General features: G+C 41.3%; 16 protein-coding genes and 1 tRNA gene. 15 read left to right on the top strand and 2 right to left on the bottom strand.

From position 1 onward, the window contains the following. Window positions 1-287 precede the first annotated feature (287 nt). The 14 genes from ACSV5T_RS04375 (at window position 288) to ACSV5T_RS04310 (ending at window position 18,945) form a co-directional block, all read left to right on the top strand. On the top strand, window positions 288-1,079 hold the full coding sequence (locus tag ACSV5T_RS04375) for a uracil-DNA glycosylase (RefSeq protein ID WP_438320369.1): 792 nt from the start codon (window positions 288-290) through the stop codon (window positions 1,077-1,079). Window positions 1,080-1,134: 55 nt separating this feature from the next. Beyond that, window positions 1,135-2,214, top strand: coding sequence for a DUF805 domain-containing protein (locus ACSV5T_RS04370; RefSeq protein WP_438320368.1), 1,080 nt, complete (start codon window positions 1,135-1,137; stop codon window positions 2,212-2,214). Window positions 2,215-2,566: 352 nt separating this feature from the next. Beyond that, window positions 2,567-4,741 (top strand): ribonuclease J, encoded by a 2,175-nt coding sequence (locus ACSV5T_RS04365; RefSeq protein WP_438320367.1) that lies wholly within the window; start codon window positions 2,567-2,569, stop codon window positions 4,739-4,741. A gap of 196 nt (window positions 4,742-4,937) precedes the next feature. Beyond that, on the top strand, window positions 4,938-5,897 hold the full coding sequence (locus tag ACSV5T_RS04360) for a DUF2232 domain-containing protein (RefSeq protein WP_295782298.1): 960 nt from the start codon (window positions 4,938-4,940) through the stop codon (window positions 5,895-5,897). A gap of 16 nt (window positions 5,898-5,913) precedes the next feature. Beyond that, window positions 5,914-7,941, top strand: a complete 2,028-nt coding sequence (locus ACSV5T_RS04355; protein ID WP_438320366.1) for a DHH family phosphoesterase — start codon at window positions 5,914-5,916, stop codon at window positions 7,939-7,941. Further along, window positions 7,938-8,384, top strand: coding sequence for a 50S ribosomal protein L9 (rplI, locus tag ACSV5T_RS04350; protein WP_105089868.1), 447 nt, complete (start codon window positions 7,938-7,940; stop codon window positions 8,382-8,384). Before ACSV5T_RS04355 ends, rplI begins: the two co-directional genes overlap by 4 nt. Window positions 8,385-8,453: 69 nt before the next feature. Continuing rightward, the gene (dnaB, locus tag ACSV5T_RS04345) at window positions 8,454-9,812 is read left to right on the top strand and encodes a replicative DNA helicase (RefSeq protein WP_438320385.1); all 1,359 of its coding nucleotides are present in this window, start codon (window positions 8,454-8,456) and stop codon (window positions 9,810-9,812) included. Window positions 9,813-10,245: 433 nt separating this feature from the next. After that, on the top strand, window positions 10,246-11,529 hold the full coding sequence (locus ACSV5T_RS04340) for a DinB/UmuC family translesion DNA polymerase (RefSeq protein ID WP_438320365.1): 1,284 nt from the start codon (window positions 10,246-10,248) through the stop codon (window positions 11,527-11,529). Window positions 11,530-11,533: 4 nt separating this feature from the next. After that, entirely contained in the window at window positions 11,534-11,866 is a 333-nt protein-coding gene (locus tag ACSV5T_RS04335; RefSeq protein WP_039969300.1) for a YolD-like family protein, read from the top strand. 280 nt (window positions 11,867-12,146) lie between these two features. Next, window positions 12,147-13,679, top strand: a complete 1,533-nt coding sequence (locus ACSV5T_RS04330; RefSeq protein WP_438320364.1) for an ABC transporter permease/substrate-binding protein — start codon at window positions 12,147-12,149, stop codon at window positions 13,677-13,679. Between the two features lie 270 nt (window positions 13,680-13,949). Continuing rightward, a complete protein-coding gene (locus tag ACSV5T_RS04325) occupies window positions 13,950-16,082 on the top strand; it encodes a heavy metal translocating P-type ATPase (protein WP_438320363.1) in 2,133 nt (710 codons plus the stop codon). A gap of 302 nt (window positions 16,083-16,384) precedes the next feature. Next, window positions 16,385-17,338 carry a magnesium transporter CorA family protein gene (locus ACSV5T_RS04320; RefSeq protein WP_295991500.1) on the top strand — a complete coding sequence of 318 codons (954 nt, stop codon included), beginning with the start codon at window positions 16,385-16,387 and terminating at the stop codon, window positions 17,336-17,338. A 161-nt stretch (window positions 17,339-17,499) separates the two neighbouring features. Further along, window positions 17,500-17,588, top strand: a tRNA-Ser gene (locus tag ACSV5T_RS04315). Between the two features lie 133 nt (window positions 17,589-17,721). Further along, the gene (locus tag ACSV5T_RS04310; RefSeq protein ID WP_438320362.1) at window positions 17,722-18,945 is read left to right on the top strand and encodes an MFS transporter; all 1,224 of its coding nucleotides are present in this window, start codon (window positions 17,722-17,724) and stop codon (window positions 18,943-18,945) included. Window positions 18,946-19,083: 138 nt separating this feature from the next. Here the strand turns inward: ACSV5T_RS04310 and ACSV5T_RS04305 are convergent, their stop codons facing one another. After that, window positions 19,084-19,881 (bottom strand): hypothetical protein, encoded by a 798-nt coding sequence (locus ACSV5T_RS04305; protein WP_438320361.1) that lies wholly within the window; start codon window positions 19,879-19,881, stop codon window positions 19,084-19,086. Window positions 19,882-20,024: 143 nt separating this feature from the next. On the opposite strand from ACSV5T_RS04305, the gene ACSV5T_RS04300 reads away from it, so the two are divergent. Beyond that, entirely contained in the window at window positions 20,025-20,576 is a 552-nt protein-coding gene (locus tag ACSV5T_RS04300) for an SGNH/GDSL hydrolase family protein (protein WP_316110083.1), read from the top strand. Window positions 20,577-20,727: 151 nt separating this feature from the next. Here the strand turns inward: ACSV5T_RS04300 and ACSV5T_RS04295 are convergent, their stop codons facing one another. Further along, window positions 20,728-21,705, bottom strand: coding sequence for a hypothetical protein (locus ACSV5T_RS04295; protein ID WP_105093665.1), 978 nt, complete (start codon window positions 21,703-21,705; stop codon window positions 20,728-20,730). Window positions 21,706-21,766: the final 61 nt, after the last annotated feature.

Here is a 21,766-nt window from a genome sequence, read left to right as displayed (position 1 = left end):
TTTATTGCTTATGGTCGTCTAAGCTAACGGGGTTAATCACCATGAAATTTCCTATCTAACCACTTGCAAATGAGATAGCTGGTCACATTTACCACGATAGGAACTAGAAGGATTATAAGAATATCTTTCACTGGTGCACCTCCTTTCTGTACCTGTTTCCCCAGAACGGAGTGGTGACATCTTGATTGTAGTACATATAACTATATATTTCTTATGCAATTCGTGTAATTATCATGTATAGTAGATATATATCGGTAATAACATATGAAATTTAAACTGGAGGCTGTATGTCTTTATTTGAGTTAGAGAAGAGCATGTCTTTTGATGAATATATAGAGTCCTTTGATGCAGAGAGAGTAGAGAAGGTGCGCGGTTTTGTAGATTGGCTTGCTCAGTATCAAGGTAGTCTCGTTCATAATCCTTGGGGAGAGGTAAATCCTGATTTAGAGATCGTTACAGATGGTTTTGATGCGGCCCAAGTGCGTCGAGATAATTTGGTAGCCTATTTATTGCCTCGTTTAGGTCGAGCTAAGGTTTTTGTAGTGGCTGAGGCTGTAGGGTATCAAGGGGGACGCTTCACAGGTATTGCTATTACTTGTGAGAGAATGCTATTAGATAAGCACAAAACCATTCGTGCGAAGGATGTCACGTTTATTCGATTGGAACGGACTAGTTCTCCTACTAGTTCTTTATTGAAAGGAACACAGCAGAAGGATGGCTTTAATGAACCTACTGATACGGTGGTGTGGAGTGCTATCGTAGAAAAAGGTATCGCCCCCTATGATACATTGTTGTGGAATATATTCCCGTTTCATCCACATAAGGATGGAAATCCATTGACGAACCGCACGCCTACGGAGAGAGAACAACAATTAGGTTGGGAGTACACAAAACGCTTGTTAGAGTTACATCTAGAGTTAGGCGGTGTAGAACCTCTTATACTTGCAGTAGGGCAAAAATCTGCTGATACAATGGGCAAATTTGGCCTAGTTGCCATTGGCTTACGCCATCCTGCAAACGGCGGGGCTAATCTCTATCGACAAGGGTTCGCTGAGGCGGTAGATACATATTTAAAATAACAAACGATTGAGAGGTTTAAAGTAATAAACGATTGAGAGTTTTGGAGAGAAGTTTATGAAACGTTATTGTGATGCTTGCCGTCATTATTGTGATGAGGCAGCTATGTTTTGTCCTACTTGCGGACAGTATACGGTGGCAACAGAGGTGGAGCGCATTGCACCAGAAGGTGATGTGATTTATCCGTTGTCTCATTATCAGCTAAGCTATAAGGATACATTCCTCCATGTGATGGGCACGAAGTTCATGGATACTGATGGTCGCGCTTCTCGTAGGGAGTTTTTCCAGTTTCTATTATTGTGGCATATTGCTATTATTGGCTTGTTAGCGGTATTTTATGGTTTGACAGCCATATTGCATACAGGACCGTATCTAATCGGATTGGCAGGTCTTATCGTTGCTATACTTAGTTTAGTTTCTTTGATGCCTTTGATTGCGCTATCTGTACGACGTCTCCATGATACGGGTAAAAGTAGTGCTACATTGTTGCTGTTTCTCATTCCCTTTGTAGGGCCACTGATCGTATTAGGCTTATTATGCTTAAAAGGTCAGCCTCAAGACAATCAATATGGTAATGCGTTGCAGCATCTTGTTATAGACAAGCGATTGGCATCTATTATGAAAGTATCTCCTACGAGCAGTGCTCTTACAACACGCGTTCTTGTAGGTATACTTGTGGTTGTAATTTGTGTATTTGGTGTATCTTTACGTTCGATGGGCCCAGCTAATGAAGTATTCCCTGACGGATGGCTTACAAACGCTATCGTTGGTGAAGGTAGTGCGGAAGCGGCACGAGCTTCTGTACAAAATTATTTTGATGCCGTAAATAACAAGGATTATGATAAGGCTTTCACCTATATCATGAGCCAAGCTAGTACAAATCCAGTGGAGAAGCAAAAATGGCTAGAGTCCATGAAACAGGCTCCAAAGGTGGATGTAGTGTCCCTAGGTGTTACACGAGTGAGTCGCACAGGGGATTTGAAACGAATTGTCTTTGATGCAAATCTACAAACTACAAAGGTTGGCGCCGGTGTTGTAGAATCCACGCCGATGAAGCGCTATATTTCTGTCATTGAAGAGAATGGTGCTTGGCGTATAGAAGGCTTTTACAAAACTATGCCAGACGATGACAAATAGAATATGATATATCGAAATAGCGTTAACATGGGGGCTACCCTCTTTTGTTAACGCTATTTTTATGTTACAATAGACATAACGTATGAAAGCGAGGCTTTCATCAAAATCGATCGGATTATATTGCAAAACTCATTAGATTGGAACGAAGAGAACGTACCCGTCGCGGCTGACATGTCTAATGATGGCAATATACTCATTTGCTATGGCAAATGGTCACAACAACACTAGGAACGGCAAAAATTGATAGCGCATTTTTGCGCCCATTTGACGAGACGCTAGTATTTTAGCGCCTTTTTCTTTGTGTGGCCTCCATAGCATAGATCAATTCAAGTGATAGGTGAGAAAAGAAACTATGTTAAATAAAATAATGAACAAAATTTTAGGAGGAACTGTGAATACAACAGATAATCAGGTTACTGCACAAGTGAAAGCAGAACCAACAGTAGCGAAAACTGCTACTCGTACAGCTGCGTCTGAAGGCGAACATAAACAAACTCGCCGCCGCACTAATACACGTCGTCCTGCTGGCGAAGGTCGTACTCGTCAATACGCGACTGGTGAAGGTGAAGGCACAACACGCCAACGCCGTACAAATACTCGTACAAATGCAAATGGTGGTCGCACTAATACGACACGCCGTACAAATACCCGTCGCAATGCTGAGCAAGGTGAAGGTCAAGAACGTACAGAACGTAAACCTCGCCAAACTCGTGCACCACGTGGTGAACGTAGTGAAAATACACGCAATACGAGAACTAATAATGGTCGCAATGGTCAAAACCGTAATAACAACCGTCCAAATAATCGTTCCACAAACCGCAATAATCAAGAGGCTCCTGTGGAATTAGTAGGTCGTACACCAAATGGCGCTAACAAGGGTAAATTCCAAATTATTCCGTTAGGCGGCCTTGGCGAAATCGGTAAAAATATGACCATCTTCCAATATGAAGATGAAATCATCGTTCTTGATGCGGGCCTTGCATTCCCTAGCGAAGATATGCTTGGCGTAGATATCGTTATTCCTGACATGAGCTATATCATCGAGAATAAGGACCGCGTAAAAGCAGTCGTTATCACGCATGGTCACGAGGACCATATCGGTTCCTTGGCGTACCTTATGAAGGAAATCAATTGCCCAGTATATGCAACAAACCTTGTTTGTGGTTTGATTGAAGGCAAATTCAAAGAGCATAAAGTATCTCCAAAATGTCTTCGTACTATTGCAGCAGGCGATGAAGTGCAAATTGGTCAAGTTAAGGTTGGCTTTATCCAAACAAACCACTCCATTCCTGACTCCTGCGCTGTGTACTTTGATACACCAATCGGTACTGTACTTCACACAGGGGACTTTAAAATCGACCAAACCCCAGTTGATGGCCGTTTGATGGATATGCACAAATTTGCTGAGCTCGGCAATAAAGGCGTATTAGCGTTGATGTCCGACTCTACAAACGTAGAAAAACCAGGTACTACAGGCTCTGAAAGCTCCGTAGGTCCTGCTATTAAACAAGCTGTAGGCGAAGCGAAAGGCCGCGTTGTATTGGCTACATTCGCATCTAACGTATCCCGTATTCAACAAGCTATTGATGCGGCAGTTATGTTCAACCGTAAGGTTGTTGTTATGGGCCGCAGCATGGTAAATGTTACAGAAATCGCTCAAGAACGCGGTTACTTGAACATTCCACCAAATACAATCATCGACGTAGATGTAATGCACAACTACACGGATGATCAAATCATGATCTTAACAACAGGTTCTCAAGGCGAACCAATGGCAGGCTTGTCCCGCATGGCTACTAGCAATCACCGTACTGTAGAATTGGCACCGAATGATACTGTTATCATCTCTGCTACACCAATTCCTGGTAACGAAGGTGCTGTAGGTAGAACTATTGATAACTTGCTTCGCCTAGGTTGTCACGTAGTATACGGTAAAGATCGTGGTATCCACGTATCTGGTCATGCGAGCCAAGAAGAGCTTAAAACAATGCTTAACCTTGTTCGTCCAGAATACTTCATCCCAGTTCATGGTGAGTACCGCATGTTGCGCCGTCATGGTGAACTTGGTGTAGCTATGGGCGTAGATCCTAAGAAAGTCCTTATCGGCGACAATGGTCAAATCTTTGAATTCGATAAAGATGGTGGTCGCAAAGCCGGTCGTGTACAAGCTGGCGCTATCTTCGTAGATGGCCTTGGCGTTGGTGACGTAGGTAACATCGTTATCCGCGACCGTCAACAATTGGCTCAAGAAGGTATGGTTATCGTTGTCATGGCGATGGACAAAGCTTCTGGTACAATCGTAGCTGGTCCAGACCTCGTATCTCGTGGCTTCGTATACGTACGTGATGCAGAAGAACTTATGATTGCTGCAGAACACCGTGTAGACCAAGTCCTTGAAGAATGCGAAATGCAACGCATCAAAGATTGGACTACTATTAAGCAAAACGTACGTGACGCGTTGGGTAAATTCTTCTATGATAAAACTCGCCGTCGTCCTATGATTTTGCCGATTATTCAAGACGTATAATCAAATACAATATATGAAAGTACCGCACCTCATGGTGTGGTACTTTTAACATGTTAAAAGGAACCTTTTAAATCTACCATAAATAGCGGTGCTATCGCATTTATCTACTATATGGGGTATTTGAAGTTACCTTTTTAAACTGTTATAATTAAAAGATACCAATTAATCTATCTTCTTTTATTTAGAATGGAGATTTATGAAACAAACAAATACAAGAGCGATGGTAGAAACAGCATTTGTATCGGCCATCGTTGTTATGTTAACTATAGTAGGTTCTACGGTTCCGATCCTCAGTTTGTTAGCAACCTTGGTTGCGCCAGCTGGGATTGCAATCATTGGTATCCGTTGGGGCAGCCGATATAGTTGTGCTGCATCAGTGGTAGCATTCGTTCTTGTTTCCCTTTTAGTAGGCCCATTAATGGCAATGGCGACCATCTTGGCATATTCCTTGCCTAGTATTTTCCTCGGTGAAGCTTTCAGAGCCAATTGGTCCTTTGGTAAGCTCATCGTTATACCAGCCATTGCACTTACGTTGACGAGCCTCATCGGGATTCTCGTGTCTGCAGGACTTACATCCTTTGATTTATCTCAGATTAATCATATGATTGATGTAGATCTTAAAAATGCTATTATTGAGTCTGTGAAACAGCAACCTATGACACAAGAGCAAATGAATGAGTATATTAACCGCTTAGATTTTGCTTTTGATCAAGCAAAGCGTATGCTGTTAGCGTACTGGTTTGCTGCCAATGTAATCGTAACCTATATTTCAGCTAAGCTTGTATGCTATATTGGCCGTCGTACAAATAGTGTTATGCGTACATTGCCAACGATGGATACATGGCGCATGCCGATTTGGGGTGCTGGTGTATTAGCGGTAGGTATTATCCTTGCTTATGGCGGACAGTATCTAGGCTATGCTAATGGCATTCTTTCAGACGTAGGCCTCAATATTGCTTTATTTGGTGGCATGATATGTGGTCTAAATGGCATTACATGTTTGCTATCCATTATGAAGTCTTATAACTTGGCAGGCATCTTTAAGTTTGCTATTATAGGCTTTTTGTATGTGATGAGTCCTATGGCACTCGTTATATATGGTATTTTAGATATGTTTTTAGATATGCGAGTACGTTTCCAAAAACGTAGCTTGTAATAGAAAGGAGGCCGTTATGAAATCCTTTCAACGAAAATGGGAAGGTTTAGAAGTTACCATTATTACCGTTATCGTATTGTTGTTATTGTTGCTGGCCTATTTGAACTGGGCTGTTGCAGTTTTAGCATTAATTATCGTAGTAGCGGCATATTTGGTTAACTACAATATCCTTCATAACCGGCGTCGTTTAGCAAGAGAACAGTTTGGGGCGATGATGAAAAACGTCACACAAGCTTCTAACTTTGCTTTACAAAACTTACCAATGGGCATTGTCCTTGTTAATAAACAAGGTACCTTGATATGGAATAATAGTGTCTTTGCAGATTGGGTTACAGTAGATTGGAATAAGATCCAAAAAATGTCTGCTCTATTGCCCGGTTTCCGTATCGATAAAATCTGGGGCAAATCCGGATTTATGACGGAAAAATATGATGAAAGATATTTCCAAATCATTTATAAATTCATCGATCCTCGCGATACGCGACCAGATATTCATAGTGAAGATGAATTGGCCGAACATGCGGTCATGGCACTGTACTTTAAGGATATTACGTCCCTTGAAAAGGCCCGCATTAAAGCTGAAGAAAATCAGCCTGTATGGGGCATGATTCAAATCGATAATCTCGAAGAATTGACAAAAGGTCTTAGTGACCGCGAGTATACTAGTGTTTGGGCAGATATTAACAATATCATTATGGATGAAATTGACCGTTATGAAGGCTTTATTCGTAACTTCCAAGATGATATGTATACCTTTGCTATTTCTCGTGGCGCTCTTCATGAGATGGAGGAAAACGGCTTTAAAGTGCTTGAACGCATTCGTAAATTGCCGTCCCCTCGTCAGGTGCCAGCTACGATTTCTGTGGGGATTAGCGAGAATGTAGGCACTGTAAAAGAGGTTTCTAGCCGTGCTCGCGCTGCATTAGATATTGCATTAGGTCGCGGTGGTGACCAAGTGTGTATTATGGATGGTGAAAGCACCCGCTTCTTCGGCGGCAATACAGCTGGCGTTGAAAAGAATACGCGCGTTCGTGCTCGTGTAGTATCGCAAGCTTTACATGAGCTTATGCTTGATTCTGATAAAATCCTTGTAATGGGCCACAAACGTGAAGACTACGATGCATTAGGTGGTATTATCGGTGTTGTAGCCATTGCGCGGACTTTGGGGAAAGAATTGCGCATCGTGCTTTCAAAAGAAACGAGCGCCATCGATAAAATGGTGACTGTTCTTAAAGAAGATGAGTTCTGGAAAGAACATATTATCACTGTCGATGCAGCAAAAGCGTGGGTAGATGCCAATACGCTCACTATCGTATGTGATACGCATCGTCAAGAAATGGTAGCCGCTCAAGAGGCGCTTGAAATTTCTGAACGACGCATCGTTATCGACCATCACCGTCGTGCAGCGGACTTTGTAGAAAATCCATTGCTTACGTACTTGGAACCAACTGCATCATCTACATCTGAGCTCGTAACAGAGCTTGTACAATATGCAGGTGGTGGCGTAAAACTTTCAAAAGCTGAAGCTACAGGCATTTATGCGGGTATCGTTCTTGATACGAAGAACTTTGTTCAACAAACTGGTGCTCGTACCTTTGAAGCGGCTGCATTCTTGCGCCGTGCAGGGGCGGATATTGAAAAGGTTAAACAATTGTTTATTGAAACCTTCGATTCTGTTCAATTGCGTGCTAAAATGGTATTTGAAGCCAGTCGAACTGAAGGGATTGCTATTTCCGTAGCACCTGAAGGTTTGAAGGATATGATGGCATTAGCTGCACAAAGTGCGGACATGCTCATCAGTAATGAAGATATTGAAGCAGCCTTTGTGCTTTACTCCTTGAATGACGGCGGTATCGGCGTTAGTGCTCGATCCAAAGGCAAGGTAAACGTACAGGTTGTAATGGAAGCCTTGGGTGGCGGTGGTCATAGAACTGTGGCTGGTGCCCAATTACAAGGTATGACGATAGAGGAAGCGAAGAAGGCTATTTTAGAGCATGCTCTTGAAGCCCTTCATTCCGCTGAGAAAGAGGAGGAAGAACAATGAAAGTAGTATTGTTAGAAGACGTTAAAAAGGTTGGTAAAAAAGGCGAAATCGTTGAAGTTAGCGACGCATATGGCCGTAATGTATTAATCAAAAAAGGTCTTGGCCTTGAAGGTACAGCAACTAACGTAAATAATGCGAAACAAAAACAAGAATCCATTGCTCACCACAAAGTTGTAGCGAATGACGAAGCTAAAATCTTGGCTGCTCAATTGGCTAAGGTTGAAGTAACTGTAAAAGTTCGCATGGGTGAAGAAGGTCGTGTATTTGGTTCCGTTACTGCAAAAGACATTTCCGATGCAGCTAAAGCGCAATACAAAGTAGATATCGATAAAAAGAAAATCGAAATCAAAGAACCGTTGAAAACATTAGGCGTACATGACGTACTCGTTCGTGTTCATCCTGAGATTACAAGTACTATCAAGGTTAACGTAGTAGCTGAATAATAGTGTTCACCATGCTCTTTGAGTATGGTGAATTCTTTTATCCATAGTGGTTTTGTAAAGGGGATTATCATGGATGTACGCATTCCACCGCATAATTTAGATGCGGAAAAGGCCGTTTTGGGGGCTTTATTAACGAATGGATCCAACTCGGGTGCTGTTGTTGATACCGTAACGAGTATTCTAAAATCTGAAGACTTTTACCGTGATGCGCATCGTATTATTTATGATGCCATCTTAGAAATTGTGCATGCTAATAAGACGGCGGACTTCATCACTGTTGGTGAAGAGTTAGATCGTCGTAAGCGCCTCGATGCGGTAGGTGGTCTTGCTTATATTACATCTCTCGCCAATGAATCTGTGTCCTACAATGTAGAGGAACATGCGAAAATCATCAGCGAGAAAGCTCAGTTACGCCGCCTCATCGATGCAGGGAATAAAATCGTAGGCATGACGTATGCTGGTGAAGATGAGCCAACGGCTATTCTTAACAAGGCAGAGCAAATGGTACTAGACGTAAGTGGTCAAACACAGTCTGAATCTTCTTTTGCGCCTATTGGTGAGGTAGTATTATCTAACTTAGATAAGTTAAACGCATTGCAACAGCATGATGGTGCTATTACAGGCGTTCCAACAGGCTTTAAGGATGTGGACCATGTCTTCAATGGTCTGCAAAAATCTGACCTCATTCTCGTAGCGGCTCGTCCTGCAATGGGGAAAACGGCTTTCACCTTGAACATTGCTCAAAATGTAACGATGTTATACGACAAGACGGTAGCTTTCTTCTCCCTAGAAATGGGCAAGGAACAGCTCGTTGGTCGTATCCTCTCCTCCGTGGCAGGTGTAAGCTCTGAAAAGTTGCGCCGTGCGAACATGGATCCTGCTGACTGGGAAAAGGTTATCGCTGCAGCGGATCGCATGAGTAAATCCAAGCTCTTTATCGATGATACGCCGGGCCTTACCGTACAAGATATGCGTTCTAAACTGCGTCGCCTTAAGGTAGAACATGGTCTCGATCTCGTTATCGTCGACTATATTCAGTTGATGCAAGGCCGCAACGGTGGCAAGGGCAGCGAGAACCGTCAACAAGAGGTATCTGAAATCTCTCGTAACCTCAAATTGATCGCCCGTGAGTTCAACGTTCCGCTCATCGCCTTATCTCAGTTGTCTCGTAGTGTTGAAAGTAGACCAGATAAACGGCCAGTACTTTCTGACCTTCGTGAATCTGGTTCCCTTGAACAAGATGCGGATATCGTTATCTTCTTGTACCGCGATAAATATTACGATGAAAACTCCGAAAAAGGGGACAATGCAGAAGTCCTCATTCGTAAACACCGTAATGGTTCCGTCGGCACTGTGGAACTCCAATTCATTGGAGAATTAACACAATTTAGAGACGTGGAATTCCGAGATATGGGGCCGGAACGATAATGAAAACTATCGTGGGGGGGTCTATATTGATGGGGCCCCGTGACATAGCTACATTTTAATTAAAAAGAAAGGACTATACTTCTTTGCTCCTCGTGACCTGATGTCGCTGCATAAGTATAGTCCTTTCTTTTTATCACTGTAGATATGAAGGTGTCCCATCAATATAGTGGCACTCGATAGTTTTCGTTGTATTGTTTGGAGAAATGGAAATAGAAGTTTTGGGTTAGATTATACACGTACTTAAGAGTACCTACTATTAGATTTGATGTCTAATAGTAGGTACTCTTTTTATTTTTTATGTTCAAAATTTACTGATATAATAACAAACATATGTTTGAAAATACTCAGTATTTTTGTTATACTAATCATAGAAATTATTCTTCTTGTGATTCTTGTAAAATCTAGTGATTTAGCGGTTTAAGGAGGTGTTTGTATGGGTTCAGCTGATACGGATCGAATGTATATGTGCATTGATTTGAAGAGTTTTTACGCGTCTGTGGAGTGCGCCGATTTGGGGCTGGATCCGTTTACGACGCCTTTGGTGGTGGCTGATGGGTCTCGTGGCAAAGGGGCTATTACATTGGCTATTTCACCGGCCTTAAAAAAGTTAGGTATTAAGAATCGCAGTCGTCTTTTTGAGATTCCTCCACATATTGAATATTTAACGGTGAAGCCTCATATGAAGCGGTATATGCAAGCATCAGCTGAGATTTATGGGACCTTGCTCAAGTATGTGGCACCGGAGGATGTGCATGTGTACTCTATCGATGAGTATTTCATTGATATCACCCCCTACTTGCCACTTTACAAGAAAACGCCTCGTGAGCTAGCGCAGATGTTACTTGATGCAGTGCTCAAGGCGACTAACATTTATGCTACTGTTGGGATTGGAACGAATTTATTTCTCGCCAAAATTGCCCTCGATATCCTCGCAAAACATGCACCTGATTTTATAGGGTATCTTGATGAAAGCCTCTTTAAAGAGAAAATTTGGTATCATCAGCCGTTGACCGATATATGGCAGATTGGGAAGGGCATAGCCAATCGTTTGCACAAGTATGGAGCCTATGATTTACATGGAATTACTATGGTTCCTGAAGCAAAGCTATATAAGGAGTTTGGCGTTAATGCAGAGCTTATTATCGATCATGCTTGGGGTCGTGAGCCGTGTACGATTGCAGATATCCATGCATATCGTCCTATTAAGCACTCTATCTCGCATAGTCAAATTTTATTGCGCAATTATTCTTATGAAGAGACCTATGTGCCTATGCGTGAAATGGTAGAGTCCTTGGTATTAGAGCTGTTACAAATTAAAGGGGTTACGAACCATATTCACGTTCACATCGGTTATGCGGACGATATGGTGCGCTCCACAGGGGGCTCTAAAAAGCTTAAACAGTATACAGATTCATTGCAAACATTAACGACAGCGGTGATTAAATTATATGAACAACATTGTCATAAAAATGAGCCTATACGGCGTCTGGGCGTGAGCTTTGAGGACTTGGTCAATCGCTCTGCTATTCCTCAGGAAGTAGATTTATTTAGCTCCCTTGCGACAGACGAAGAAGAAAAGGAGCGGCAAGTCCATGAGGCGATGTTATCTATTAAGGAACAGTTTGGTAAGAACTCCATTTTGCGTGCCTCTAGCTTGCAAGAGGAAGGAACTATGCGCTTTAGAAATACCTTGGTAGGTGGTCATAATGGAGAATAAATTAATGAAGCATCGTATGTCTCGTTTACAACGGGCAAAACAATTTATGCCCTTTGCGGCATTAAAGGGCTTTGAAGCTTTATTATCAGCTGTAGCACGGCCGAAGGAGAGTCGAGTAGAGCTATCGGAGGATCAAATCGAAGAAGTAAATAAAGCCTTGCAGCTTTTACGCTGTGGAGATTGGGTGCGTGTGGTTTATTATGACAAGCACAAATATACAGAAATCATCGGTCCTGTAGATGTGATTAATAAGCGCTTACAAATACTAGTTGTACAGGGGGTTGAGATTTCATTTAGAGATATTAAGGCTATTAACCTGTATGATATGGATATCTAAGCAATTATGTTTATATATATATCTTAGCTAGGTTATCTGATATAGATACCTAAGTACTTATGTTGAAATATGGCTTATGTTTAGAGTTATTTGATATGCCTGACTAAGTAATTACTTTTAGGTATGTCTTGTAACTAGAGTTAGGAGGGAATTAAGTATACAATGGTATTATGGACTATGATTTAATCGTATTCTAATGGAGTGTTTTATAGGGTGCGATTTGCCGTAAGACGCATATACAATCGCTTTTATTACGTACAAGAGAAAGGCGGTGTATGTAATGCATGAAGTAATATCATTATTAATTAATCGCTCAGATTTTTTTCTCCAGTTGTTATGGGAACATATAGAGATTTCCTTATCGGCGTCGATTATCGCTATTATTATAGGGGGATTATTGGGTGTTCTTATACATGAGTACAAGCGGTTATCAGGGCCAGTTATGTTGGCCGTTAATTTTCTGTATACCATCCCTTCCATATCGATGCTAGGTCTCCTATTATATGTGTCGGGGGTTGGCAATACGACGGCTGTTATCGCACTAGTCATCTATGCACTACTGCCGATGGTGCGCAATACTTTTACCGGTCTCAATCAGATTAAATCGGATATGCGCGAAGCGGGCATAGCATTAGGCCTTACGAGGCTTCAACGGTTGTGGAATATAGAGATTCCTTTGGCGATGCCCACGATTATGGCAGGTATACGGACTATGCTCGTTATGACTATTGCCTTGACAGGGATAGCGTCCTTTATTGGCGCAGGTGGTCTAGGCGTAGCGATTTATCGAGGAATCACTACGAATCAAAGTGCACTGACTATTGCAGGCAGCTTGTTGATTGCACTCTTAGCGATTGTCGTGGATGCGCTCTTCTCTCTTGGTGAAAGGGTGACGCGCATTAGTCCTAACATGAAACGGTATACGATTATATTCCTTTCTACCATGACCTTAATTGCAATGGCTGTTGGTGGTTGGTCTCTCTATTGTCGTCATGTGAAAGCTGATGTTATCCATATTGCGACAAAGCCTATGACAGAGCAGCTCATTTTAGGTAATGTGTTAAAAGAATTAATCGAGCATAAGACCAATCTCACTGTAGAGGTTACAGAAGGAGTAGGTGGTGGTACGTCCAATATTCAGCCGGCTATGCGTACAGGTCAGTTTGATATATATCCTGAATATACGGGGACCGCATGGTCTGCTGTATTGAAACGCACTGATGCTTATGATGAAAGTCTATTTAATGAGCTTTCACAAGCATACAAAGAGGAATACAATTTCGAATGGGTCGGTATGTACGGATTTAATAATACCTATGGCATCGGGGTGCGTAATGAACTGGCGCAGACCTATGGGCTAAAAAGCTATTCTGATCTTGCTCGCATAGCACCATCTTTAACATTAGGCGGTGAATATGATTTCTTTGGTCGTGAAGATGGCTATGCAGGGTTACAACGCGTATATAACATGAGATTTAAAGCGACTAAAGATATGGATATCGGTCTTAAGTATGCGGCTATTAGTCGTGGTGATGTAGATGTAATGCCTATATTTACTACAGATGGTCAGCTCAGTGTGGCGCCGATTACGGTGTTACAAGATGATAAGCATCTATATCCATCCTACATGGCTGGCAATGTGGTGCGTAGTGAAATATTAATCGCACATCCTGAATTGCGGACTGTATTAGAAAGTTTGAATCATACAATTACAGATCAAGAGATGGCAAAGATGAATTACGCCGTTGAAACAGAGCATCAGTTACCAGCTGATGTAGCACATAAATTCCTGGTAGAACATAAATTGATATAAGGTGAAGGTCGTTAGATATAAAGCGAATAAAATCTGAAATAAAGGTATTAAATTTGATATAAGGTGAATGTAATTTTGTATTGACTTTTACTCTCACTCGATATAAAATAAACATATGAACAGATATTCATATAAAGTATCTAAAAAGAAAAGTTTAAGAGGATATCTAAAAAGATATGTCATAAGATATGTCTAATAAGTATTAGAAAAATATTACCTATTAATTTACAATACAGGATAGAAGCTTTAACTATTATCAAAGGAGATATCATGGAAGAAACATTGTTGTTGAAGGATTTGAACTGTGCGAACTGCGCAGCAAAAATTGAAGATCGCATCCGCAAAATGGATGGTATTGAATCTGCTAATTTCACAGTAGCAACACATCAATTGCGTTTAACTGGTGCTTGGGAAGACCGTGAAGCATTAAAACGCGATATTCAAGATATTTGTGACTCCATCGAAGAGGGCGTAACCGTAGCCGATTACGAGCGTAAATCTAAAGCGGCTATGGATGACCATGGTCATGATCACGACCACGGCAGTGAGGCAGTAACAATTGCAGTTATCGTAGCAGGCTTGTTATTTATGGCCTACGAAGCATTGACTACAGTTGTTCCGTCCATCGGTTTACCAGAGTCTATCGAAACTCCAATTTACTATATTGCCTATATTCTTCTTGCGTTCCCAGTATTGCGTATCGCAGGTCGTAATATTTTAAAAGGCCAAGTATTTGATGAAAACTTCTTGATGTCTATCGCTACATTGGGCGCTATTGCAATCGATGCATTGCCTGAAGCAGTAGGCGTTATCTTGTTCTACCGTATCGGTGAGTTCTTTGAACATAAAGCGACAGATCGCAGCCGTACAGAAATCATGAACGCTGTCGATATGCGTCCTCAAGAGGTGCGGGTTGTAGATACAGACTGCGGTGGTGAAATCGTAGTTATGGCTCCTGAAAAGGTTGAGGTAGGCTGGACTATCGAAGTTCGTCCTGGCGATTTAATTCCTCTTGACGGTACAGTTCTTGAAGGTGAAACTCGCGTTAATACAGCTCCTGTAACTGGTGAGCCTGTACCAGTTCGCGCTGTACCTGGCACTCAACTCATGTCTGGTTGCATCAACGAATCTGGTCGCATTACGATGCGTGTTGATAAGGTTCTTGAAGAATCCATGGTTACTAAAATCCTTGATGCTGTTGAAAATGCCGCATCTTCCAAACCTAAAATCGACCGCTTCATTACGCGTTTTGCTCGTGTTTACACTCCAATCGTTGTAGCCCTTTCCTTAGCGGTTGCTATCATCCCGTCCCTTATTACAGGTGAATGGCATAAATGGATCTACACAGCTTTAACATTCCTCGTTATTTCTTGCCCATGTGCATTGGTGCTTAGCGTACCACTCGCATTCTTCTCTGGTATTGGTAACGCATCTAAACACGGTATCTTACTTAAAGGTGGCCGCGTTATTGAAGCGTTGGCAGGTGTGAAAGCAGTAGCTCTTGATAAAACTGGTACCATCACATCCGGTGAATTTAAAGTTCACAACGTAGAAACTGTTGGGTCCCATGTAAGCTCCAGCCAATTATTATCTATGGCTGCAGCAATTGAAGCTGTATCTACTCATCCAATTGCAACAAGCATCGTGTCTGAAGCAAAAAATCAAGGCCTTACAGTGGAACCTTCCGATTTCGTTCAAGAATTAGCTGGCGAAGGTATGGTAGGTATGGCAGATGGTCAACAAGTACTTGTTGGTAACCGTCGTCTTATGGAACGTTATAACGTTCAAGGCTATCCAACAGAAGCTGCTGAATATGGTACAGAAGTACTTGTGGCAGAAGGTAATACATACCTTGGTCGTATCATCATCGCCGATGAAGCTCGTCCAGACTCTGCAGCGGCTATTGCTGATCTTAATGGTCAAGATATTAAAACAGTTATGCTTACCGGTGATGCGGAAGCAAGTGCAAATTACATCGCTAAAGAAACTGGCGTAAGTGCTGTACGTGCTCAGTTATTGCCTCAAGATAAATTGTCCGTTGTACAAGATATTCGCTCTGAATATGGTCCCACTATGTTCGTAGGCGACGGCATCAACGATGCTCCAGTACTTGCAGGTGCTGATGTTGGTGGTGCGATGGGTAGCGGTGCTGATGCGGCTATTGAAGCGGCCGACGTTGTGTTCATGCGTCCTTCCTTAACTGCTATCGCACATATCCTTGACTTGGCTAAAGCGACATTGCGCGTAGCATGGCAAAACGTTGTATTCGCTATTGCTGTAAAAATCCTTATCATGGCACTTGGCCTTATGGGCTACGCATCCATGTGGTGGGCAGTATTCGGTGATACTGGCGTATCCATCCTTTGTATCTTAAACTCTATTCGCATCTTGCGTCGTAATTAGTAAAAGTAGAGTTTATAGAGCCAGAGAGAAATAAAACAAATTACATTCTTCTGATCTGAAAGATTAGGACTACTATAAATAACCTCTAGATTAGTAACTGACTAACTTAGAGGTTATTTTATTGTGTGAATTAAACATTTACGATACTTTTATTCTATACATTTGTACATTATAAATAGACATAAAACTGTATATGTATGTTCTAGATACACAAAACTTTCACAATTGAATTGAATAATAGCTATAAAATAGTATATAATTTATTAGATGATTACTATAAGTTCGTTGGAAGGAGGGATAGCATGATTACGGTGTATAAACACATAGAAGAAGAGTTAGTTTCCGATAGCACTGTATCAGATGCCACAAAAGGTTCTTGGGTAAATTTGGTGAACCCAGACCCCGATGAGTTATCCCTTATCAATATTTTGACGGAAATCCCAACGGACGTTTTAAAGACCGCTCTCGATATGGAAGAACGTTCTCACGTGGAGTTAGAGGATAATTACATCTTTATCGTTATCAATATTCCGGTTATCCGCGGTAACGATATGTATGATACAGTACCGCTTGGTATTTTCTTGACGCCAGACTTCTTTATCACTATCTGCTTAGAAGAGTCTGAAGTGTTGTATCCATTCATTTCTAATCAGATTTCTACGTTCTATACATACAAAAAGACGCGTTTCTTGTTCCAAATCTTGTATCGCACAGCGACGATGTTCTTGCGTTACTTGCAACAAATCAACCGTCGTACAGACGACATCGAAGTTCAATTGCGTCATACTACAAAGAATAAAGACTTCTTCCAATTGTTGGAATTACAGAAATCCATGACATACTTTACCTCTGCATTGCGCACGAATGGTACCGTTATGGAGCGTCTATTGCGCTTGCGTGGTCATAGCTCCTATAAACATCTTCTCAAGATGTATGAAGAGGATGAGGACTTACTAGAGGACGTTATCATCGAGAATAAACAGGCCATTGAGATGGTTGAAATGTACTCTAATATCTTGATGAACATGATGAACGCCTTTACATCCATCATTTCTAATAACCTTAACTTGGTTATGAAAATGTTGGCAACCCTAACGATTGCCATGGCGGTTCCAACCATTGTATTTAGCTTGTGGGGGACAAACGTGCCATTGCCATTCCAAGAGGATCCAAATGGATTCTATGAGGTTATAGGTGTTGCATTAGTATTCTCTATTATTGCCATTATCGGTATGTGGAAAAAAGACTTGTTCTAATGTTGATTATTAGCTGAATACTCAATTTAATAGTAAGTAGTTGAAACATTACTTTAACAACAAATACACATGAAAAAGCTGGCTTATGGCCAGCTTTTTTTCTTGTCCTATATTACGTTGTTGCTTATTATTGGGCCAATCTGATATAATAATACCGTTATGGAGAGGTGTCCGAGTGGTTTAAGGAGCTGGTCTTGAAAACCAGTGACTCCGCAAGGGGCCGTGGGTTCGAATCCCACCCTCTCCGCCACAATTTAGAAAGCCCTTTAGGTTATGCCTAGAGGGCTTTTTATTGTATTTTGTTAATCTTTGAAGTTTGTAAAATACCCTGTATTTATAGTATGATTACTTTATATGTTTTTATTCTGTAGAAAGGAGCTCGTATGAATCGACTTAGTTTCTCACGAACTCAGATTTTAATCCTTGTCAGCGTATGGCTAACATTTTTGATTAGCTTTGTTATGCGCTTATCTTGGGCGTCCTTGATGCCTATTGTTAATGAAGCTTTGAGTTTCACACCACAAATGGGCACGGCCTATTTATCTGCCTTTTATATGGGCTATGCCATCATGGTATTGCCAGGTGGTATCTTGGCGGATCGCATTGGTTACCGTTATACCATTTTGTTTAGCTTGCTTGCGATGGCTGTTATTACAGCCTTGATGAGTACCATCGATAATTACACCTATGGCTGGGTATTGCGCTTCTTATTAGGTATTGTATCTGGTCCTGTACAAGCATCTTGTTTAAGTGCTATTGGGGACTACTTTGGTCCTAATCAACGTGGTGCAGCCGTGGGTATCTTCATGTCCTGCACATCCCTTGGATTGACTACTGTAAACCTTTATGCACCATATGTGGCAACTAATTATGGTTGGCAAAATGCATTTCTTTTAACAGCAGTATTACCAATCCTTGTTTTCATTCTTAGCTACTTTACGGTTCGTAAGCCAAGTGCTGAGATTTTAGCTCAACGAGAAGCAGAGGTGAGTGCTACATCTGCTCATATAGGGGAAAAGACTTCTTTAAAGGAAAACTTGTTACATGTTTTGAAGAATCGCAACATTTGTTGTCTTGCCTTTGCAGGCTTCTTTGCTACCGGTGCTACCTGGGCGGTGGCGCAATGGTCAAACTTGTACATGGTTAAACAGCTCGGCGTTAATGCCATCTATGCAGGTCATGTAATGTCTGCCTTTGGTTTAGCCGCGCTTATTGCGAAACCGACTATCGGTATTTTGTCCGATATATTACCGATTAAGAAGAACCATTTGGTGGCGCTTGTTATGTTCTTATTTGCACCAGCATTAATCCTCTTTGCGAGCACCACAAATCCAGATATGCTCTTTATAACAGGTCCAATTCTTGGTATTGGTGCTTTCATGCATAGTGCTTTAACAAATGCTCTCGTAATTCAATCCGCAGCACCTCATTTACGCGGTACAACTGCAGGCTTCGTAAACTTGTTTAATCAGATCGGCGTTATGTTGGCACCTATGATTTTAGGTAGCATGTTAACAGCTACAGGCAGTTATCAATCTGCATTGATGACCCTTGCCATTGCACCAGTTATCGGTGCTATTGCATTGTTCTTTGTACGTCTTAAATAATGTGAAAGCATCATACAATAGGTTTCTCTGATTGTATGGAAACAAATAAAATATGAAACAAAAGAGACTGAATTAGATCTCCTAAATAGGGGACAGTTCAGTCTCTTTTTATACGTTACGAGTAACTATATTTTTTGATTATGGTTTTTGCGGTGCATGATAATCAGGTTGCGGTCTCCAATCACTCATAGGTGTATTTGGATCAGGCATGTCCTGATTTTGAATGTCGAGAATCCAATCACTAGGTCGAGGCCCTTGAGGCGGTGGTGGTGGAACGGGTCCATATATACCTAATTTAGAAGGAAATAACCGTGGTTGATTAGATGTATAAGGAGATTCTAATTGGTTTAGCGGTTTATAGACACCTTCTGGTGGTTGAACTCCAAATAATGGCCTACCTTCTGTTGGAGCGGGTGTACTTAATGGTTTATATGGACGAGGTGGTACGTATGGGTTCTTAGATGTATAGGTAATACGCTCTAATTCCAATGCATTATGTAAAATAAATTGACCTATTTCAGCTACAGGAGAACCCTTTGTAGCGACGTGAGCACCTGTAGATAGAACAGAACGCTGATTGTTAGCAGTTCCTATAGGTGCGCCATTTACTTGGTAGAATTTCGCCGGTGCTACATGCCAATCCATGAGGTAAATATCTTTAGATGTGTTACCACGATGGTATGTATAATTAGTTGAATAATCAGCAATAATATTCTGCTTTTTATAGAGACTAATTGTACGAGCGTGAAGCGTACTATATGTAGGACCTGACTGTGCTAGGCTAAGTGTACTTAAGTCGATATACACAGTCTCCGAAGGGCTATTATAAGCAACTTGGTATTGAGTAGGCTTGTTCTCTAATTCATATTGTGAAATCGCACTAGCTGATTGTAATGTTGCTAATGCTAGTATTAAAAAGGGATATAGTTTTCTCATCTTTGACCTCTCTTATGTGGAATTAGTATACCATAGTCAAACATGTAATTCTATAAAAAATGCATATAAAAATCCATAGTATGTATATTGTATATAATTGTCATTTTGTTATATGATTAATGCATAGTACAGGAGGTCTAGATATGGAAATTATCTGTTTTGGCGATAGCATTACCCGCGGTTATGATGTGCCTTATGGCCAAGGTTGGGTTGAAATTTGTGATGCATCTATAGAGGGTGTACATTTTACAAATTATGGTGAAGACGGATGCTCCGTTCAGGGCATGATTTATAACATTGAAAAATGGCTACCTACCGCTGTAGTTGATTCCACGCGTCATATCTTCTTAATGTGTGGTACTAATGATATTTTGCAAGGTCGAGATAGTACATATGTGTTCAAGACCTTGGTGAAAGCTATTGAACTAGCGAGCACAAAGGGGAAGGTTATTATTGGTTTAGAAACACAAATCGATAGTGATATGGATGGACTCGACATTGTGGTGAGAGAGGTCAATGAACAACTAAAAGCCTATGCTGCAGAGCATGATTTGAAGGTTATAGACTTTTATACATCATTATACGAAGCGGATCAAATCGGCCAAATTGTCTTTGCCGGTGAAGTACATCCTAATGCAAGAGGCTATCGTTTGATGGCGTATAAAGCGTTAGAAGTATTTACAAGATTATCGTAAAAAATAAATATAAGAATTCAATTGGTAAGATGCATAAAAAAGCCCCGAATGAGATATCTCATTCGGGGCTTTGGTGATTTATATAGTCTTTATGTGTGAAGGCTTGTAGCTTTCACCATTATATTTAATTCGTAACGAATTGTAGTTTGAATTAGCGAGTACGTGCGTTAGATACGCGAGCGGATTGTGCAATTGCGTATGCAGTACCTTTAACTAAATCGTAAGTATCAGCAGTGTTGCCAGATACTGTTACAGCTGCTACAGTGTCGTCAGTTACTGCGAACAATGCAGTTGCGTAAGGGTGTTGTGCACCATTTGGAACTGTTACAGCACCAGATTTAACAACGATGTAACGGTTGCCGTTGTTGAATACGTCGTAATGAGCAGCTTGTTTTACACCATCATAGCTTTCATTGTAAGCGAACAATGCAGCTACTTCACCGCCTGCTACTTGACCAGTTTGTTGCATGGAACGCAATTTAGCAGCTGCTACAGCTGTTGGTTGAGTCATGTTAACAGTGATACGCAAGGAGTTGTTGTTTACAACTGCTTCAGTGATTACGTTTGTAGAGAATACATTTGCAACGCCGTCGCCAGCACGGTTGTAGGAGCTAGCAGTTTTCACTTGGTAGCCGTTAGTGTATGCAGGCAAGTCGTAAGTGTAAGATTTGCCGTTCAACAACAAGTCGAATGCGTTTAATTGGTTAGTTTTATAACGGGAAACATATGCACTGCCGTTACCATTAGCTGTTACGGAAGTTACAGTTTCTTGGTATACAGGTTGGCTGTTAGTAGCGATAGGGTCCATGATTTGAAGACCTACAGCTGTTGTTTCAGGTGCTACGAAGATTGGATCGCCTAATTCTTTAGATACAGGCATTTGTTGAGCCATGTCACCTGCTGTGTAAGGTACCGCTGGTAATGGTTTGTAACCAGGGCGTGGTGCACTTGTTACGTAGCCAGATTGGTAAGCTGGTGTAGCCGCTTGAGGTGCTGCGTAAGTATATTGCTCTGCTGCAGCGCGTTCGTAAGCACGTGCATTAGCATCAACAGATGCTGCGAAAGCAGAGAAAGACATAGTTGTAGCTGCAAATACTGCGAAAGCAGCTGCTAAATGTTTTTTGTTCATAATAGTTCACTCCTAAATACATGATTTTTACAAATAACACAAATACTAATCTGTATTATAT

It is taken from the genome of Veillonella sp. ZSJB6 (genome assembly GCF_051549505.1).
In the GTDB taxonomy this organism is placed as follows: Bacteria; Bacillota; Negativicutes; order Veillonellales; family Veillonellaceae; genus Veillonella.
The sequence above is the reverse complement of the archived record's forward strand: the minus strand, read 5'-3'. Positions and strand labels throughout refer to the sequence as shown.

Bases quoted from the DNA above. Each gene is read 5' to 3' on its own strand.
- ACSV5T_RS04375 (WP_438320369.1), top strand. From the start codon at position 288: ATGTCTTTATTTGAGTTAGAGAAGAGCATGTCTTTTGATGAATATATA.
- ACSV5T_RS04300 (WP_316110083.1), top strand. From the start codon at position 20,025: ATGGAAATTATCTGTTTTGGCGATAGCATTACCCGCGGTTATGATGTG.
- ACSV5T_RS04365 (WP_438320367.1), top strand. From the start codon at position 2,567: ATGTTAAATAAAATAATGAACAAAATTTTAGGAGGAACTGTGAATACA.
- ACSV5T_RS04325 (WP_438320363.1), top strand. From the start codon at position 13,950: ATGGAAGAAACATTGTTGTTGAAGGATTTGAACTGTGCGAACTGCGCA.
- rplI (WP_105089868.1), top strand. From the start codon at position 7,938: ATGAAAGTAGTATTGTTAGAAGACGTTAAAAAGGTTGGTAAAAAAGGC.
- ACSV5T_RS04335 (WP_039969300.1), top strand. From the start codon at position 11,534: ATGAAGCATCGTATGTCTCGTTTACAACGGGCAAAACAATTTATGCCC.
- ACSV5T_RS04310 (WP_438320362.1), top strand. From the start codon at position 17,722: ATGAATCGACTTAGTTTCTCACGAACTCAGATTTTAATCCTTGTCAGC.
- ACSV5T_RS04305 (WP_438320361.1), bottom strand. From the start codon at position 19,881: ATGAGAAAACTATATCCCTTTTTAATACTAGCATTAGCAACATTACAA.
- dnaB (WP_438320385.1), top strand. From the start codon at position 8,454: ATGGATGTACGCATTCCACCGCATAATTTAGATGCGGAAAAGGCCGTT.
- ACSV5T_RS04295 (WP_105093665.1), bottom strand. From the start codon at position 21,705: ATGAACAAAAAACATTTAGCAGCTGCTTTCGCAGTATTTGCAGCTACA.
- ACSV5T_RS04320 (WP_295991500.1), top strand. From the start codon at position 16,385: ATGATTACGGTGTATAAACACATAGAAGAAGAGTTAGTTTCCGATAGC.
- ACSV5T_RS04355 (WP_438320366.1), top strand. From the start codon at position 5,914: ATGAAATCCTTTCAACGAAAATGGGAAGGTTTAGAAGTTACCATTATT.
- ACSV5T_RS04330 (WP_438320364.1), top strand. From the start codon at position 12,147: ATGCATGAAGTAATATCATTATTAATTAATCGCTCAGATTTTTTTCTC.
- ACSV5T_RS04360 (WP_295782298.1), top strand. From the start codon at position 4,938: ATGAAACAAACAAATACAAGAGCGATGGTAGAAACAGCATTTGTATCG.
- ACSV5T_RS04370 (WP_438320368.1), top strand. From the start codon at position 1,135: ATGAAACGTTATTGTGATGCTTGCCGTCATTATTGTGATGAGGCAGCT.
- ACSV5T_RS04340 (WP_438320365.1), top strand. From the start codon at position 10,246: ATGGGTTCAGCTGATACGGATCGAATGTATATGTGCATTGATTTGAAG.